This is a genomic window from Mesorhizobium sp. M0771, from assembly GCF_040320155.1.
GTDB lineage: Bacteria > Pseudomonadota > Alphaproteobacteria > Rhizobiales > Rhizobiaceae > Mesorhizobium.
In genome coordinates this window covers 23,937-40,557 of record NZ_JAMYPC010000035.1, presented here as the reverse complement: position 1 = coordinate 40,557, position 16,621 = coordinate 23,937, and the positions used below count along the sequence as shown (strand labels likewise).

Here is a 16,621-nt window from a genome sequence, read left to right as displayed (position 1 = left end):
GCGTCAAAATCTCCATGCCTTGCGATATCGCTGGCGCGAACCACCACGAAAGCGCAAATTTCAGTCCATGCCAAAGCTATCTTAGCGCCTATGCCAAAGTGGGGGAGATGTCCGGCAGGACAGAGGGGGGCGCCGTAGAGCGCCAACCTCAACCGACCGGCAAGCGCAATTTTGATCAAGCGCCGATGATCTCCGAATGCTGAACTTGGTTTTAAACCGCGATACGTTTGGCAGCAGCCGGAGCAATCATGGACCTCGCCTTTTCCTCTACCATCGATCTCGCCGCCGCAATCGCGGCGCGAAAGATCTCCGCCGTCGAAGCTCTGGACGCCCATCTGGTCCAAATCGACCGACACAACGAGGCCGTCAACGCCATCGTCAATCTCGACCTCGAAGGCGCCCGTGAGCGCGCTGAAAACGCCGACGTGGCATTGGCGCATGGCGATGCGCTCGGCTCGCTGCATGGCGTGCCCTTCACCCTGAAGGATACGCACGAAACGGCCGACATGAAGACCACGGTTGGTTTCGCACCATTCGCCGACTATGTGGCAAAGGCAGACAGCCCGGTCGTCGCCCGATTGAAAGCCGCAGGCGGCATCCTGATTGGAAAGACCAATGTCGCGACGATGCTGGGCGACTGGCAATCGGACAATCCGCTGTTCGGTCGCACCAGCAATCCGTGGAACCGATCGCGCACGTCAGGCGGGTCCAGCGGTGGCGCAGCGGCAGCGGTGGCGACCGGCATGACGCCGTTCGATGTCGGCACCGACATGCAGGATTCGATCCGCCTGCCGTCGGCTTTTTGCGGCGTCTACGGGTTGAAACCGACCGAGCACCGCGTGTCCCTGGCCGGCGCCTTCCCCGATCCGAACGGCGCGGCGCGTAGCGTGCGGCTGATGTCCTGCCTCGGCCCGCTGGCGCGCAGCGTGGAGGATCTTGCGCTGATCTACAAAATCATCGCCGGCCCGGACGGAGCAGACACCGACCTCGCGCCGGTCCCCGTAGAGGCCATGCCCAGGCTCGACCTCAAGACATTGCGCATCGCCGTCGCGCCCTCCTTCCCCGGCTTTCCGGTGGCTGGTAAAATCGCTGCCGCGGTCGAAAGCCTGGCCAAGCGGTTGCAATCAGCAGGGGTGATTGTGGAAGAAGCGAACTTGCCTGAGATCGATCTGCATGACGATCTGGAGCAGGGCGGCGATCTGATCGGCATGATGCTGGAGGCAGCGCAGCCCGAACCGCCGGAGCAGCCAACGCCGATCACCAATTGGTTCGAGGCGCTCGCTCGCCGCGACCGCTCGATCCTGGCCTGGGACAGGTTCTTCGAAACCTGCGATGCCTTGCTGTGCCCGGTCGCCATGACCACGGCCTTCGCGCATTGTGAGCCCGGCACGCCGATCGAAGTCGACGGCAAGGAGCAAAGCTATTGGATGCTACCGGCCTATGGCGCGGTCTTCAATTATTCCGGCCATCCGGCACTCTCGCTGCCCTGCGGGCAAGACCGCGACGGCCTGCCTATCGGCCTGCAACTGGTCGGCAAGCGCTGGTCGGAATCGCGGCTGCTCGGCATCGCCAAGGCGATCGAAGCGCTGACCGGCGGCTTCAAGCGTCCGCCGGGCTACTGAGCAAACCGACCCAACCCATAAGGCGTCAGCAGCGGATCACGCTCGCCGTCGAGAATTTCGCGCGTGGCGAACAGCCCGACCGCGGGCGCCAGCGTTATGCCGGAATGCATGACGGCGACATAGAGACCTTCCGTGCCCTCGGCGCGGCCGATGATCGGAAAGCCGTCGATCGGCGTCGGCCGGTAGCCAACCGTGTGGAAATCGAATTCCAGTTCGTCGGCGCCGCGCAAAGCCGCCTTCATTGCTGCAAACAGCTCGCGCGCCGTGGCGTCGGGATTCTCACCGGGATCGCTCCCCGCGAAATCCGAGCCGGCGATGATGCGGCCCTCCGCCGTCTGGCGCATATGCAGCTTTTCGGCATGCACCAGCCCGTTGAGGAGCTTCTTGTAGGGCTGCGAGTGGACGATCAGACCGGGCGGCGTCTCGATTGGCAGCTTGATGCCGGCGGTAGCGGCAATATCGGGCGCCCCGACACCGGCTGCGATCACCACCTCTTCGGCTGGCATCAGCCCATGCGATGTATCGACACCGGCAATCCTGCCATCGGTCTGGACAAGTGCGGTTACAGAACTGGAGAGAACGCGCGCACCTTGCCGTTCTGCGTGGGCCAGCAGCGCCTTGGCCGCTGCGACCGGTTCGGCCACGCCTTCCTCCGCGACATAGACAGCGAATTCCGGCGGCTCGACGAGATTGGGCTCGATTTGCGCTGCCCGCCCGGCGTCGACGCGTTCGATGCCGTAACCCCAGCAAGCGTGCTCAGCCGCGTAGGCTTCGAGCCTGTCGGCCGGCAGATCCCAGCACAGCCCGCCGCACCAGGCGAGCGGCAGGCCGGGCAGCTCGTTTGCCAGCCGCTTCCATTCGGCCATCGCACGGATGCGCAGCCGGAAATAGATTTCGGGATTGCCCCAGCTGGCGTTGATCCAGGCAAAGGAGTTTGGCGTGGCGACGCCGCCGGCACCACTATCGGAAATCACAGTCACCCGCGCCCCGGCCTTGGTCAGGTGCCAGACGATGGACGCCCCGATAATGCCGGCGCCAATGACGATGACTTCTTTAGCGCTGCTCATACCGGACCTCTCAGAATGGGCTCCTCTGATGCCACCGTAACGATTCAAGCTCAAGTGTGGTCGGCCTGCCGGCCCGAAACTGTCGACAGGCCAGCAATGCGCTGCTAGAAGCCCGCGCCACAGACAGGATTCCAGAAATTGGCTGAAGACATCGAACAGGCGGTATCGCGCCGCCGCACTTTCGCGATCATCGCCCACCCAGACGCCGGCAAGACGACGCTCACCGAAAAGCTGCTGCTGTTCGGCGGCGCCATCCAGCTTGCGGGCGAGGTCAAGGCCAAGAAGGACCGCATCCAGACGCGGTCCGACTGGATGAAGATCGAGCGCGAGCGCGGCATTTCGGTCGTCACCTCGGTGATGACCTTCGAATACGAGGACAATGTCTTCAACCTGCTCGATACGCCCGGCCACGAGGATTTTGCCGACGACACCTACCGCACGCTGTCGGCGGTGGACTCGGCCGTCATGGTCATCGACGCCGCCAAGGGCATCGAGCCGCGCACGCTGAAGCTGTTCGAGGTCTGCCGGCTGCGCGATATCCCCATCATCACCTTCATCAACAAGATGGACCGCGAAAGCCGCGACCCCTTCGAGATTTTGGACGAGATCGAGCAGAAGCTGGCGCTGGACACTGCCCCCATCACCTGGCCGATCGGCCGCGGCAAGACTTTTGCCGGCACCTACCACCTGGCGCTCAACGCTGTGCGCAGGGGCGATGCAGAGAAAGACCGCACGCCGGTCAACGGCCCCGACTCCAACCGCGTCGCCGGCCTGCTGCCGGAAAACGAGCGCGAAGCCTTCATCGAGGAGCTGGAACTCGCGCGCGAAGCCTGCCGCCCGCTCGACATCGACGCCTTCCGCGAAGGCCATCTGACGCCGGTCTATTTCGGCTCGGCGCTGCGCAATTACGGCGTGCGCGACCTGATCGAGGCGCTCGGCGCCTTCGGCCCGCCGCCGCGCGCGCAGGAGGCAGACACCCGCAAGGTCGAGGCGACGGAGGAGAAGATGACGTCCTTCGTGTTCAAGATCCAGGCCAATATGGACCCCAACCATCGCGACCGCATCGCCTTCGTGCGCGTCTGTTCGGGCAAGCTCGAGCGCGGCATGAAGGCCAAGCTGGTGCGCACCGGCAAGCCGATGAGCCTGTCGGCACCGCAGTTCTTCTTCGCTCGCACCCGCGTCACCGCCGACGAAGCGTTTGCCGGCGATGTCGTCGGCATTCCCAACCACGGCACGCTGCGTATCGGCGATACGCTGACCGAAGGCGAGGAGATACTGTTCCGCGGCGTACCTAACTTCGCGCCGGAAATCCTGCGCCGTGTGCGCCTCGGCGACGCGATGAAGGCGAAAAAACTCAAGGAAGCGCTGCACCAGATGGCCGAGGAAGGCGTCGTGCAGCTGTTTTCGCCGGAAGACGGCTCGCCGGCCATCGTCGGCGTTGTCGGCGCGCTGCAGCTCGACGTCTTGAAGGAAAGGCTGAATTTCGAATACACGCTGCCGGTCGAATTCGAAATGTCGCGCTTCTCGGTCTGCCGCTGGATCTCTGCCGACGACAAGGCCGAAACGCTTCGCTTCATTGAGGCGCATCGCGGCGACATCGCCCGCGACCTCGACAACGACCCGGTGTTTCTGGCCCAGCACGCCTTCTCGCTGAACTACGAAGCCGAACGCTGGAAGGCGATCCGCTTCGCAACCGTCAAGGACTACCAGGTCCGCGACAAGGCGGCCTAAGGCGCCCCTTTTCCTTCTGCCCGCTTACGGGGAGAAGGTGCCCGAAGGGCGGATGAGGGGCAGCGCCGACGTTGAAGGGTCAATTGGCTCCAACGCGCGCCGGCCCTTCGCATGGCTCAGGGCGTTCGAAGCTCGAAAAGCCAAGCAATTGGCTTTTCGTCCGCTACGCGGACCCCTTCTCACCCCTCCGCAGCTTCCTCGATCTTCGCAATATCGATCTTGCTCATCTGCATCATCGCCGACATCACCCGCCCGGCCTTGGCCCGGTCCGGATCCAGAAGCAGGCGCGGCAGTTGCTCCGGCACGACTTGCCAGGAGACGCCGAACTTGTCCTTCAGCCAGCTGCATTGCGACGGTTCGCCGCCGCCTTCGATGAGCTTGTCCCAGAAATAATCGACCTCTTCCTGGGTCTTGCAGTCGATCGACTGTGACATCGCCTCGTTGAACTTGAATTGCGGTCCGCCGTTGAGTGCCTGGAACTGCACGCCGTCGAGTTCGAACGTGGTCACCAGCGCCTTGCCGGCATCGGCATGGCCGTCGGGCCAACGCAGCACGCTCAGCACCTTCGAATTCTTGAAGATGGAGACGTAGAAATTCATCGCCTCTTCGGCCTGGCCATCGAACCACAGGCAGGTGGTGATCTTTTGCATGTCATGCTCCTCGGGTGTTTGGTTGCGGTTACAGGTGAAGCGGCTGACTTATTGAAATGGTGCCATTCCCTTGCCGTCGTCCCAAGGACGGATGCCGGGCTAGCGATCCGACACTGGCCGGCAATCTTTTTCGAAACCCTGATTTCAGCGAGACTCTGGCGCATTGCAAAAATGTGGCCAGACCATACTTGCCGGTCTATAAACCCTGCGATCCAAATCCAGCGCCGCCACGCTCCGCGTTGAGCGCAGCCAGCCAGCCAAGGAAAATTCATGCCTGCCTATCGCTCCCGCACCACCACCCACGGCCGCAACATGGCCGGCGCCCGCGGCCTGTGGCGCGCCACCGGCATGAAGGATTCGGACTTCGGCAAGCCGATCATCGCGGTGGTCAATTCCTTCACCCAGTTTGTGCCGGGTCATGTCCATCTGAAAGACCTTGGCCAGCTGGTGGCGCGCGAGATCGAGAAGGCCGGCGGCGTCGCCAAGGAATTCAACACCATCGCCGTCGATGACGGCATCGCCATGGGCCATGACGGCATGCTCTATTCGCTGCCGTCGCGCGAGCTGATCGCGGACTCGGTCGAATATATGGTCAACGCGCATTGCGCCGATGCCATGGTCTGCATCTCCAATTGCGACAAGATCACGCCCGGCATGCTGATGGCCTCCTTGCGCCTCAATATCCCAAGCGTCTTCGTCTCCGGGGGGCCGATGGAAGCCGGCAAGGTGGTGCTCGCCGGCAAGACACAAGCGCTCGACCTGGTCGACGCCATGGTTGCCGCCGCCGATGACAAGATCTCCGACGAGGACGTCAAGGTCATCGAGCGCTCGGCCTGCCCGACCTGCGGCTCGTGCTCGGGCATGTTCACCGCCAATTCGATGAACTGCCTGACCGAAGCACTGGGGCTCTCGCTGCCGGGCAACGGCTCGACGCTGGCAACCCACGCCGACCGCAAGCGGCTGTTCGTCGAGGCGGGTCACCTTATCGTCGATCTCGCCCAGCGCTATTATGAGCAGAATGATGAGACGGCGCTGCCGCGCAGCATCGCGTCGAAGGGCGCCTTCGAGAACGCCATGACGCTCGACATCGCCATGGGCGGCTCGACCAACACCGTGCTGCATATCCTTGCCGCCGCGCACGAGGGAGAAGTCGACTTCACCATGGAAGACATCGACCGGCTGTCACGGCGGGTTCCGGTGCTATGCAAGGTCGCACCGGCCAAGTCCGACGTGCATATGGAAGACGTCCACCGCGCCGGCGGCATCATGGCGATCCTCGGCCAGCTCGACAATGCCGGGCTGCTCAACCGCAACCTGCCCACGGTGCATACGGCAAGCCTCGGCGAAGCGCTTGACCATTGGGACATCTCCCGCACCTCGAGCCAGAGCGTCCGCGACTTCTTTCTCGCCGCTCCGGGTGGCGTGCCGACACAGGTCGCCTTCAGCCAGGACCGCCGCTGGGACGAGCTCGACCTCGACCGCGAGAAGGGCGTCATCCGTTCGGCCGAAACGCCGTTCTCCAGAGACGGCGGGCTTGCGGTTCTGAAAGGCAATCTCGCGCTCGACGGCTGCATCGTGAAGACCGCCGGGGTCGACGAGTCGATCCTGAAGTTCACCGGCCCGGCCCGCGTGTTCGAAAGCCAGGACGCTTCCGTCAAAGCGATCCTGTCCAACGAGATCAAGGCCGGCGATGTCGTCGTCATCCGCTATGAAGGGCCGCGTGGCGGCCCCGGCATGCAGGAAATGCTCTACCCCACCAGCTATCTGAAGTCGAAAGGCCTCGGCAAAGCCTGCGCGCTGGTCACCGACGGCCGCTTCTCGGGCGGCACATCAGGCCTGTCGATCGGCCATGCCTCACCGGAGGCGGCCGAAGGCGGATTGATCGGGCTGGTGCAAGAGGGCGACACGATCGAGATCGACATCCCCAACCGCACCATACGTCTGGCGGTCAGTGACGCCGAGCTAGATGCGCGCCGCGCGGCCATGGAGGCAAAGGGCGCCATGGCCTGGAAGCCCGAGGAAAAGCGCAAGCGCAAGGTGACGACCGCGCTGCGCGCTTACGCAGCCTTCGCCACCAGCGCAGACAAGGGCGCGGTGAGGCACGTGCCGCAGTGAGGGGGTGCGGCGCCGACCCCCACCCCGCTGCTGCGCAGCGACCCTCCCCACAAGGGGGAGGGTAAAGCTCACGGCATCAGCTGATATTCGTAAAGCTTCTGATACAGCCCGCCCTGGTTGAGCAGCGTGCGATGCGCGCCGCTTTCCACCACCTTGCCGGCCTCCAGCACCACGATCGTGTCGGCCTGGTGCACGGTCGACAGGCGGTGGGCAATGACGATGGTGGTGCGCCCGACCGTCAGCTGCTGCAGCGCGTCGCGGAACAGCGCCTCGGATTCGGCGTCGAGTGCGCTGGTCGCCTCGTCCAGAAGCAGGATTTCGGCATTGCGCAGCATGGCGCGTGCGATCGAGATGCGCTGGCGCTGGCCGCCTGACAGCAGCGCGCCATTCTCGCCGACATCCGTGTCGTAGCCTTTCGCCTGGGCGCTGATGAAGTCATGTGCATTGGCGGCCCTTGCGGCGGCCATTACTTCCTCGTCCGTGGCGCCCTCGCGCCCGAGCCTGATGTTGTGCATGATCGTGCCGGCAAACAGGAACGTGTCCTGGCTGACATAGGCGATCTTTTCCCTGACCGAGGTGAGCGTGGCACAAGAAATGTCCTGCCCGTCGAACATCACCCTGCCGCTCTGCGGGTCGTACATGCGCATGATCAGGTTGAGGATGGTCGACTTGCCACTGCCCGAGGGTCCGACGAGCGCCGTCATTTTGCCTGCGGCAAGCGTCAGGTCCAGTCCCTCGAACACCGGCGCGCTTTCGGGGTAGGCGAAGCTGACATTGTCGAAATGGATCTCGCCCGGCCCGGCCCGCAGCGGCTTTGCATCCGGCTTTTCGGCCAGCGTCAGCGGCCGGTCGGCGAGCTGGAACATCATGCGCACGCCGACAATGCCGGTTTCAAGCGAGATGCGTACGCGGGCCAGGCGCTTGGCCGGCTCATAGGCCAACAGCAGCGCCGCGATGAAGGCCATGATGTTGCCCGGCATCTGACCGCCGCCGCCCAGAACCAGGAAGCCGCTGACAAAAACGGCGCCAGCGATGGCCAGCCCCGCAAGCGTTTCCATCACCGGGCTGGTGGCGGCCTCCAGCGTGGCGATGTTGTTGGCGCGGCTCTCCACGTCCGACACGGCCTTGTACATGCGCTCGCGCATGGCGCCTTCGAGACCGAAGGATTTGACGACGCGCACGCCGATCGCCGTTTCCTGCATCACCTGCACGATCTGGCCGAGCGAACGGAATTCTTGCGAGGCAATTTTTCGGACGCGCTTGAGGATACGATTGACGCCGTAAATGGCGATCGGCCCGATCACCAGACAGATGAGGGACAGCGCCGGCTGCTGCCAGACCATCACACCCACCAGCGCAGCCAGCGTCACCAGGTCGCGAACATAGGACGTGACGATTTGGTCGAGCACGCTGCGCGCGGCCTGGGCATTGTTCGTCATGCGCGAAATCAGTTCGGACGAAGAGGTCGAATGATAGAATTCGATGCCTTGTGCCAGAATGCTGTCATAGATCTTGCGCTGCCGGTCTGCGATGATGGCATTGCCGACCCTGCTCATGAAGTAGGCCTGGATGAAGTTTGCGAAGCCCTTGAGAATGAAAATCGCTCCGGTCGCCGCCGCGATCAGATTGACCTGCCCAATCCTCTTGTAAACCACGAATTCATTGGTGATTTCGCGCAGCATATAGGCGCTGGCTGCTGTCGTTGCCGCCACCACCAGCATCGACAGAATGGCCGCAGCGTAGCCAAATCTATGTGCGTGAAAGGATTCCCGCAAAAGCCTTGCGATAAGGCGCTGGTTTTCCGTCGAACGGAAGAAGCGAAACAAATGGCCGATCCCATGCCTGACTGACGAATTTCGGATTCGCCACCGGGGCGAAAGGCGGCTTATAGAGCGAGTTGTGGCCGGATGGAACCTTTCGCTGTCGCGGAGACAATCGGCTGCGGCACGGTGTCTTTTGCGCCACGATTGCGGCGACTGATCTGCAGGGAGATGACGACAGATGGATTTCGATCTTGTTGTGCGTGGCGGAACGCTGCCCGACGGCACCGTCGCCGACCTCGGCATCATCGGCGAGACGATCGTCGCCATCGAGTCCGAACTGCATGTCAGCGCCGGCACGGCGATCGACGCCCGTGGCAATCTGATCTCGCCGCCCTTCGTCGATCCGCATTTCCATATGGACGCGACGCTGTCCTACGGCATTCCACGCATCAACGCTTCGGGTACGCTGCTGGAGGGCATTTCGCTATGGGGCGAGCTGAAGCCGCTCCTGACGCATGACGCGGTTCACGAGCGGGCGCTCGCCTATTGCGACTGGGCGGTCTCGATGGGCCTGCTCGCCATCCGTACCCATGTCGATGTCTGCGACGACCGGCTGCTGGCGGTCGAGGCGCTGCTCGACGTCAAGAAGATTGTCGCGCCCTATATCGATCTGCAACTGGTCGCTTTCCCGCAGGATGGCTTCTACCGTTCGCCGACGGCGCGCCAGAACACGCTGCGCGCGCTCGACATGGGCGTCGACATCGTCGGCGGCATCCCGCATTTCGAACGCACCATGGCCGACGGCACGCGCTCGGTGACCGAATTGTGCGAAATCGCGGCGAAGCGCGGGCTGATGGTCGACCTGCATTGCGACGAGACCGACGATCCGCTGTCGCGCCACATCGAGCAGCTTGCCTATGAGACGCAGCGCCTTGGCCTGCAGGGCAAGGTGGCCGGCTCGCACCTCACCTCGATGCACTCGATGGACAATTATTACGTCTCCAAGCTGCTGCCGCTGATCGCCGAGGCCGGTGTCTCGGCGATCCCCAATCCGTTGATCAACATCATGCTGCAGGGCCGCCACGACACGTTTCCCAAACGCCGCGGGATGACCCGGGTCAAGGAGATGCTGGCGCTCGGCATCCGGGTCGGTTGGGGCCAGGATTGCGTTCTCGACCCCTGGTATTCGCTGGGCACCGCCGACATGCTCGACGTCGCCTTCATGGGGCTTCACGTCGCTCAGATGTCGAGCCCTGCCGACATGGCACGCTGCTTCGACATGGTCACCAACGTCAACGCCGCCATCATGGGCCTCGATCATCTCGGCCTTGCCGTGGGCAAGCGCGCCAGCTTCGTCATTCTCGATGCCGGCAACCCGATCGAGGCCTTGAGGCTGCGTGCCGAACGGCTGTGCGTCGTCGCCAGGGGCAAGGTGGTGGCCGAGCGCACGAAGCAGGAGACACGGCTGTCGATCGCCGGCCGTCCCGGACAGGTAAACCGGCGGCACAAAACTGCGTAGAAACAGCCGATTTCCGCCGCTGGTCTTACCGATTTGCCTCGTCAAAGCGGCCGCTTGCAGCTAGGGAGCCGCATGGCCCAGTCGCTCGTCCGCACCTTCACCATCAGGAACGCGCTCCTGGCCGGCATCCTGTTGATGCTGGCCGGCGACTTCATGTTCGCGCTGAACGACGCGATGGGCAAATGGCTGGTCGCCAGCTTCTCGGTCGGTCAGGTGGTGCTGATCCGATCGATCGGCGCCTTCATCGTGCTCGGCCCGATGATCGCCAACCAGGGCGCCGGCAGACTGTTCCGGATGGAGCGGCCGGTCCTCCAGATTCTGCGCGTGCTGGCGACCACGGCGGACACGGCGCTGTTCTATGCCGCCGTCGTCTATCTTCCGCTTGCCGACGTGATGAGCTTCTACATGGCCGGGCCGATCTATGTGGCGGCGCTGTCGCATTTCCTGCTCGGCGAAAAGGTCGGCTGGCGCCGCTGGGCCGCCATCCTGGTCGGCTTCTGCGGCGTGCTGATCATCTTGAAGCCGTCTTCGGCGGCGTTCTCGCAGTCCTCGCTGTTCGCACTGGTCGGCAGCATTGCCTTCGCCTTCGCCATCATCCTCAGCCGCCGCCTGCGCGGCACCAGCGACACAACGCTGGTCACCTGGCAGACTATCGGCACGCTGCTGGTCGGCGGCGTGATGACCATAGGCGCCTGGCAGACGCCCTCGGCACTCGATTTCGGCGCCATGCTCCTGCTCGGCATCGTCTCCTGCAGCGCGCATCTGATGATTACCAGGGCGCTGAAACTGGCCCCTGCCTCGACGCTGGCGCCGCTGCACTACAGCCTGCTTCTATGGGCGGTGATCTTCGGCCTGGCCTTCTTCGGCGACGTGCCGGGACCGCGCATCCTGATCGGCTCGGCCATCGTCGTGCTCGCCGGCCTGTTCATCTTCCACCGCCAGAAGGTGGTCGAAACAGGCGTGCCGCCGGAGAACGTGCCGAAAGGCGTGAATTGACCTAACCTTGGCGCACCGCCGCCAGATGCCGTGAAAACTCAGGCGTTTCCATCAGCGCCTTGCAACGGGCGAAGCGGCCGTCGGCATAGGCGCGGAAATCCTCGACCGGGTTGTTGTTGGCAAGCTGGATAAGGCCCCAGAGCGTCCACAACAGGTCGCACATCGCCTTGTAGGTGACGACGCGGCCGCGCTCGGCCGGTTTTGCCTCGCCGCCGAAATAGGCGCGCATCATCACTTCCTCCTGCGCGGTGTCGAACCGGCCTTCGACCGAGAGGTCGCCGAGATCCCAGAGCGGGTCATTCATCCCCGAATATTCCCAGTCGACGATCCACATCCGCTCGCCCGTATCGAGCAAATTCTCGCACAGCGGATCGCAATGGCAGGCGGCAAGCGGCAGTCTATGCGCGGCAAGGGACGCACGCACGGTGGCGGATTCGCGCACCACGTCGTGGTAGCCCGGCGGCAAGGCGACGTCCTTGGTCGACAAGACCTTGAGATAGTCGTCGATCATCGCAAACAGCTCGAAGCGGAACGGGAACACCGCGCCTGACGAGTGCAGCTTGCGGAAGGCCTCGCCGGCGCGGGCCGGGCTGCCGTCGCGCAGCTTGAACTTCTCCGGCGACATTGTCTCGGCGCCGGCAACGAAGCGGCTCGCCATCACGCCTGTCGCAGGGTCGACATGCAGCACCTCGGGACTGACGCCGGCCTTGGCCGCCTCACGCGCCGCCACCGCTTCATTGGCGCGGTTGATATACTCCTCCGTGCCTTTGCCGGGGATACGCAGGCAGATATCGCCGGCCCGAAAGACGAGATTGGTCATCCCGCCCAGCCGCTCAAGCGGTCCGTCATAGCCCGCTAATGCCGGAATCGCTGCAAGTGTTGCGCGTGCCTCGTCGGTCCCCATGCCTGTTGCCCCTGGCGTGTTATTTCTTGCGACAACGGTTCCACAGTTTTCGCCGTTTGGCTATCATCCCGATCGAGGGTGAGCAGCGAGCTGGCGGAGAAACAGCCATGGCGGGCAACAAGGATCATGGCGGGCTTGGCGCCGCCTATTCAGCGCAACGGCCCGAGGACGTCGCCGCGATCTATGACAATTGGTCGGAAACCTACGATGCCGATATGTCGGCCGCCGGCTACCGCCATCCGACGATCTGCCTGGCCCTGCTCGCACGGCATCTGCCGCGCGGCGCGGCCCCGCTTCTCGACGCCGGGGCCGGCACCGGGCTGATCAGCGAGTGGCTGGCCATTACCGGCTATCCCCAGGTCGAAGCGCTCGATATTTCGCAAGGCATGCTGGCCAAGGCGGCGGCAAAGGGCGTCTATTCGGCACTGCATTGCCTGGCGCTCGGCGGGCCGCTCCCCTTTGCCGACAATGCCTATGCCGGCATCGTCTCGGCCGGCGTTTTCACCTCCGGGCATGTCGGCGCCGAGGGACTGGACGAACTGATCCGCATCTGCCGGCCGGACGGCATCATCGTGCTGACGGTCAAGAACACGCTGTGGAACGCCGGCTTCGCCGAACGCATCGCTGCGCTCGAGGCTGAGGGCAGGGTTGTCCGCGCCGAGGAGACGGCGCCCTATGTCTCGATGCCGGGCGAGTCGGATACCGTGCCCAGCCGCGGCCTCGTGCTTCGTGTGAGCTAATCCAGGTTTCGTCTACGCTTTGATCTTGCTCATCGCCGGATCGTACATCGGCTCGAGATGGATCTTGGCCGGCGTCCGTTCCATCGCCACCACCAGCTCATAGTCGCCTGAGCTGAGAAAATCGTCGCTGACGCCATCGGCGTTGCGGACATAGCCATAGCCGATGTTCTTAGCCAGCGTGTAGCCATAACCGCCGCTGGTGAGATAGCCGACCGGTTCGCCATTGCGCAAAATCGTCTCGCGCCCGACCAGCACGATATCGGGATCGTCGACCGTGAAGCCGGCAAAGCGTTTCTTCAGGTCGGCGCCGCTGATCTTTTCGAGCGCCCGCCGGCCGACGAAATCGGTGTTCTTCCTCAGCTTCACCGCCCAGCCGAGGCCGGCCTCCTGAGGCGTGTCGTTGGGGGTGATGTCGGAGCCCCAGGCGCGGTAGCCTTTCTCCAGCCGAAGTGATTCCAGCGCCCGATAGCCGATCGGCCGGATGCCGTGCGGCTTGCCTGCCGCCATCAGCGTGTCGAAGATTTCGCCGGTGGCGGCGATTGGCACATGCAATTCCCAGCCGAGCTCGCCGACATAGGTGACGCGCAGCGCCCGCACCGTGTGACCGGCAATAGCGATCTCGCTGACATGGCCGAATGGGAAGGCGGCATTTGAGACATCCGCGTCGGTGACGGCCGAAAGCACATCGCGGGCGCGCGGTCCCATCAGCGACAGCGTGCCGAAATCCTCGGTGACATCTTTCAACGTCACGTCGAGGCCCTTGCCGACATGGTCGCCGATCCAGGAGAGATCATGCGTGCGGAAGCCGGTGCCGGTGACGATGTAGAATTTGTCTTCGGCGAGCCTGGCCACCGTCAAATCGGCCTCGATGCCGCCGCGCGTGTTGAGAAGCTGCGTGTAGGTCAGCCGTCCCACCGGCTTGGCGACATCGTTGGCGCAGATCCAGTCCAGCGCCTTAGCCGCATCCGAACCCGTCATTTCGTATTTGGCGAAGGACGACTGGTCGAAGATGCCGACCTTTTCGCGCACATGCCGGTGCTCGTCGCCGACGGCTGAGAACCAGTTCTGCCGGCCCATCGAATAGACGTCTTCGGGCTTGGTGCCCTGCGGTGCGAACCAGTTCGGCCGTTCCCAGCCGAGCTTGGAGCCGAACACCGCGCGGTGCTCTTTCAGCCGGTCATAGAGCGGCGAGACGATGCGCGGCCGGCCCGACAAATACTCCTCATGTGGAAAGCCGATCGTGTAATGCTTGCCATAGGCTTCCAGCGTGCGATCGCTGACCCATTGCCGATCGCGATGCAGGCCGGAAAAGCGCCTGATGTCGACCACCCAGAGGTCGAGCGGCGCTTCACCGTCGACCACCCATTGCGCCAGCACCCAGCCGGCGCCGCCGCCGGAAGCGATGCCGAAGGCGTTGAAGCCGGCGCCGACGAACATGTTGGCGCATTCGGGCGCGACACCGAGGATGAAATTGCCGTCCGGCGTAAAACTCTCCGGCCCGTTGATCATCTGCTTGACGCCGACCGTCTCCAGCGCCGGCACGCGCGCGATCGCCTGGCTCATATGCTGTTCGAAATGATCGTAGTCGTCGTCGAACAGGCGGAACTCCCAGTCATCGGGGACATCGCCGCCGGGCAGGCCGGTCGCCCAGGCCTGCGGGTTCGGCTCATAGCCGCCCATCACCAGCCCGCCGACCTCTTCCTTGAAATAGGTGCGGCGGTCGGGATCGCGGATTGTCGGCGCGTCGGTCGCCAGCCCGTCGATCTTCTCGGTGATGATGTACTGGTGCTTGACCGGTTGCAGCGGCACGCAAATGCCGGCCATCGCGCCGACCTGGCGTGACCATTGCCCGGCGCAGTTCACCACCTTGTCGCAAGCAATGTCGCCCTTGTTGGTCTTCACCGCGGTGATGTGCCCGTCCATCATGTCAAATCCGGTGACGCGGACATCCTCGAACAGCTTCGCGCCATGCATGCGCGCGCCCTTGGCCAGCGACTGCGTGATGTCGGAGGGGCTGGCCTGCCCATCGGTCGGCAGCCAGGAGGCGCCGACGAGGTCGCTGGTCTCCAGCAGCGGCCACACCTTTTTGACCTCCCCTGGCGACAGCAACTGCATGTCCATGCCGAAGCTCCTGGCCGTCGTCGCCAGCCGTTTATATTCGGTCCAGCGGTCGGCATTGGTCGCAAGCCTGAGGCACCCGGTCATCTTCCAGCCGGTAGCGAGCCCGGTTTCGGCTTCCAGTCCCTTGTAGAGCTCGACCGAATATTTGAGCACGCGGGTGATCGAGGCCGACGAGCGCAACTGGCCGACCAGCCCGGCCGCATGCCAGGTCGAGCCCGAGGTCAGCTTGCCCTGTTCCAGCAGCACGACATCGGCCTTGTGGTCGCGCGCCAGGTGATAGGCCGTCGAACAGCCGATAATGCCGCCGCCGATGACGACGATGCCGGCATGTGTAGGCAATGTCATGACTGTGTCCCGTACTTCGTGCGGTAATTGTCCAGCGCCGCGTCGAGCCGCGTCAGGTTCTCCGCGGTGTAGGCGACGTAGTCGATGCCGGGCGCGTCGAGGTAAAGTTCGGAAACCATGCTCCACATCGCCTCGCGCAGCAGCGAGGCGCATTGCATGGCCGCGTGCGAGCGGCGGATCGCCTCATCCGGCTCGCGCATGAAATACGCCGTGAGGAAAGTGAAGGACTCCGCGTCGCTCATCTCGGCGTTGGAGGCAACGCCGGCAAGATCGAACATCGCGGTGTTGAAACCGGCATATTCGAAATCGATGAGCCACAACCTGTCGCCATCGTCGAGGATATTTGCCGGCAAAAGATCATTGTGGCCGAACACGATCGGCAGCAGCTTCTGCGCCCGCTCCAGTTCGTCGGCCAGCGCCAGCAGCCTGGGCAGCTCGTCCCGCTTGCGGCTGCCGCCTTCGCTCAGCGTTCGCGCATAGTCGCGGATGACATGGAAGACCCAGAACATGAAGCCGGCGCCGGAGATGTGATTGGGCATCTCGCGATGGAACCCGCGCATAAGGGCTGCGACGCGGCCGATATTGGCGCGCACATCCTCGGCGACAAAGGTTTTCGCGCCGAGGAATTCCGTGACCATAATGCCGGGTTCGGAATGGCGGACCGCCGGCGCGAAGCCTGCGGCGTGCGCCGCGCGGGCCGTCATCACCTCGCGGTCGCGAAAGACGTGGTGAAATGGATAGTCCTGGCCGAAGCGCACGACATGCCGCCCGGCTGCGTCCTTGACCAGATAATTGGCGTTGCTGAGGCCGCCCGGCAGCGGCGCAATGTCGATGTTGCCGTTCCAGCAGGGCAAGGCCCGGATGCGGTCTTCAGCAGTCACGGGACCATCCCTGACTTTTGCGGAGCTTTCTTGGGCGCCATGCGCCGCGCAACGAGCGTTGGGAAACGCAAAAATCTCGTCGGTGCGGGACGCAGGAACTCCTATCCCGCGCCGCACCGACGAGCCCCTCTGGCCAGGTTTTGATACCCGGTCTCCGCCCCCGCGGA

13 protein-coding genes are annotated in these 16,621 nt (G+C 63.8%); 7 read left to right on the top strand and 6 right to left on the bottom strand.

The window, feature by feature from the left end; translation table 11 throughout:
* The coding region (locus tag NKI05_RS30760) for a hypothetical protein (protein WP_352794034.1) at positions 1–203 on the top strand (203 nt) is incomplete at its 5' end.
* A 45-nt stretch (positions 204–248) separates the two neighbouring features.
* On the top strand, positions 249–1,622 hold the full coding sequence (locus NKI05_RS30755) for an amidase (RefSeq protein ID WP_023816919.1): 1,374 nt from the start codon (positions 249–251) through the stop codon (positions 1,620–1,622).
* On the opposite strand, the gene NKI05_RS30750 is transcribed toward NKI05_RS30755, so the two are convergent.
* Entirely contained in the window at positions 1,616–2,689 is a 1,074-nt protein-coding gene (locus tag NKI05_RS30750) for an NAD(P)/FAD-dependent oxidoreductase (protein WP_352794031.1), read from the bottom strand. The two genes, NKI05_RS30755 and NKI05_RS30750, sit on opposite strands and share 7 nt — an antisense overlap.
* A 138-nt stretch (positions 2,690–2,827) precedes the next feature.
* Here NKI05_RS30750 and NKI05_RS30745 point away from each other — a divergent pair, with 138 nt between their 5' ends.
* Positions 2,828–4,420, top strand: coding sequence for a peptide chain release factor 3 (locus tag NKI05_RS30745; protein WP_023755673.1), 1,593 nt, complete (start codon positions 2,828–2,830; stop codon positions 4,418–4,420).
* Between the two features lie 179 nt (positions 4,421–4,599).
* Here NKI05_RS30745 and NKI05_RS30740 read toward each other — a convergent pair whose 3' ends face one another.
* Positions 4,600–5,070 carry a VOC family protein gene (locus tag NKI05_RS30740; RefSeq protein WP_023816922.1) on the bottom strand — a complete coding sequence of 157 codons (471 nt, stop codon included), beginning with the start codon at positions 5,068–5,070 and terminating at the stop codon, positions 4,600–4,602.
* A 270-nt stretch (positions 5,071–5,340) separates the two neighbouring features.
* On the opposite strand from NKI05_RS30740, the gene ilvD reads away from it, so the two are divergent.
* Positions 5,341–7,185, top strand: a complete 1,845-nt coding sequence (gene ilvD / locus NKI05_RS30735; protein WP_023806963.1) for a dihydroxy-acid dehydratase — start codon at positions 5,341–5,343, stop codon at positions 7,183–7,185.
* Between the two features lie 68 nt (positions 7,186–7,253).
* On the opposite strand, the gene NKI05_RS30730 is transcribed toward ilvD, so the two are convergent.
* Positions 7,254–9,011 carry an ABC transporter ATP-binding protein gene (locus NKI05_RS30730; protein ID WP_023816923.1) on the bottom strand — a complete coding sequence of 586 codons (1,758 nt, stop codon included), beginning with the start codon at positions 9,009–9,011 and terminating at the stop codon, positions 7,254–7,256.
* Positions 9,012–9,186: 175 nt separating this feature from the next.
* Here NKI05_RS30730 and NKI05_RS30725 point away from each other — a divergent pair, with 175 nt between their 5' ends.
* Both NKI05_RS30725 and NKI05_RS30720 read left to right on the top strand, forming a co-directional pair.
* On the top strand, positions 9,187–10,467 hold the full coding sequence (locus tag NKI05_RS30725) for an amidohydrolase family protein (protein ID WP_023816924.1): 1,281 nt from the start codon (positions 9,187–9,189) through the stop codon (positions 10,465–10,467).
* A gap of 72 nt (positions 10,468–10,539) precedes the next feature.
* Positions 10,540–11,463 carry a DMT family transporter gene (locus NKI05_RS30720; protein WP_023816925.1) on the top strand — a complete coding sequence of 308 codons (924 nt, stop codon included), beginning with the start codon at positions 10,540–10,542 and terminating at the stop codon, positions 11,461–11,463.
* Position 11,464: 1 nt separating this feature from the next.
* On the opposite strand, the gene NKI05_RS30715 is transcribed toward NKI05_RS30720, so the two are convergent.
* Entirely contained in the window at positions 11,465–12,367 is a 903-nt protein-coding gene (locus NKI05_RS30715) for a phosphotransferase family protein (RefSeq protein WP_023823791.1), read from the bottom strand.
* Between the two features lie 107 nt (positions 12,368–12,474).
* Between NKI05_RS30715 and NKI05_RS30710 the strand changes: the two genes are divergently transcribed.
* Positions 12,475–13,107: a class I SAM-dependent DNA methyltransferase gene (locus NKI05_RS30710; RefSeq protein WP_023688807.1), complete on the top strand. Its 633-nt coding sequence runs from the start codon at positions 12,475–12,477 to the stop codon at positions 13,105–13,107.
* A 12-nt stretch (positions 13,108–13,119) separates the two neighbouring features.
* Here NKI05_RS30710 and NKI05_RS30705 read toward each other — a convergent pair whose 3' ends face one another.
* Together NKI05_RS30705 and NKI05_RS30700 are read right to left on the bottom strand one after the other, a co-directional pair.
* Entirely contained in the window at positions 13,120–15,573 is a 2,454-nt protein-coding gene (locus NKI05_RS30705) for a GcvT family protein (RefSeq protein ID WP_023816927.1), read from the bottom strand.
* On the bottom strand, positions 15,570–16,454 hold the full coding sequence (locus tag NKI05_RS30700) for a phosphotransferase family protein (RefSeq protein ID WP_023736174.1): 885 nt from the start codon (positions 16,452–16,454) through the stop codon (positions 15,570–15,572). Before NKI05_RS30700 ends, NKI05_RS30705 begins: the two co-directional genes overlap by 4 nt.
* Between the last annotated feature and the right edge of the window lie 167 nt (positions 16,455–16,621).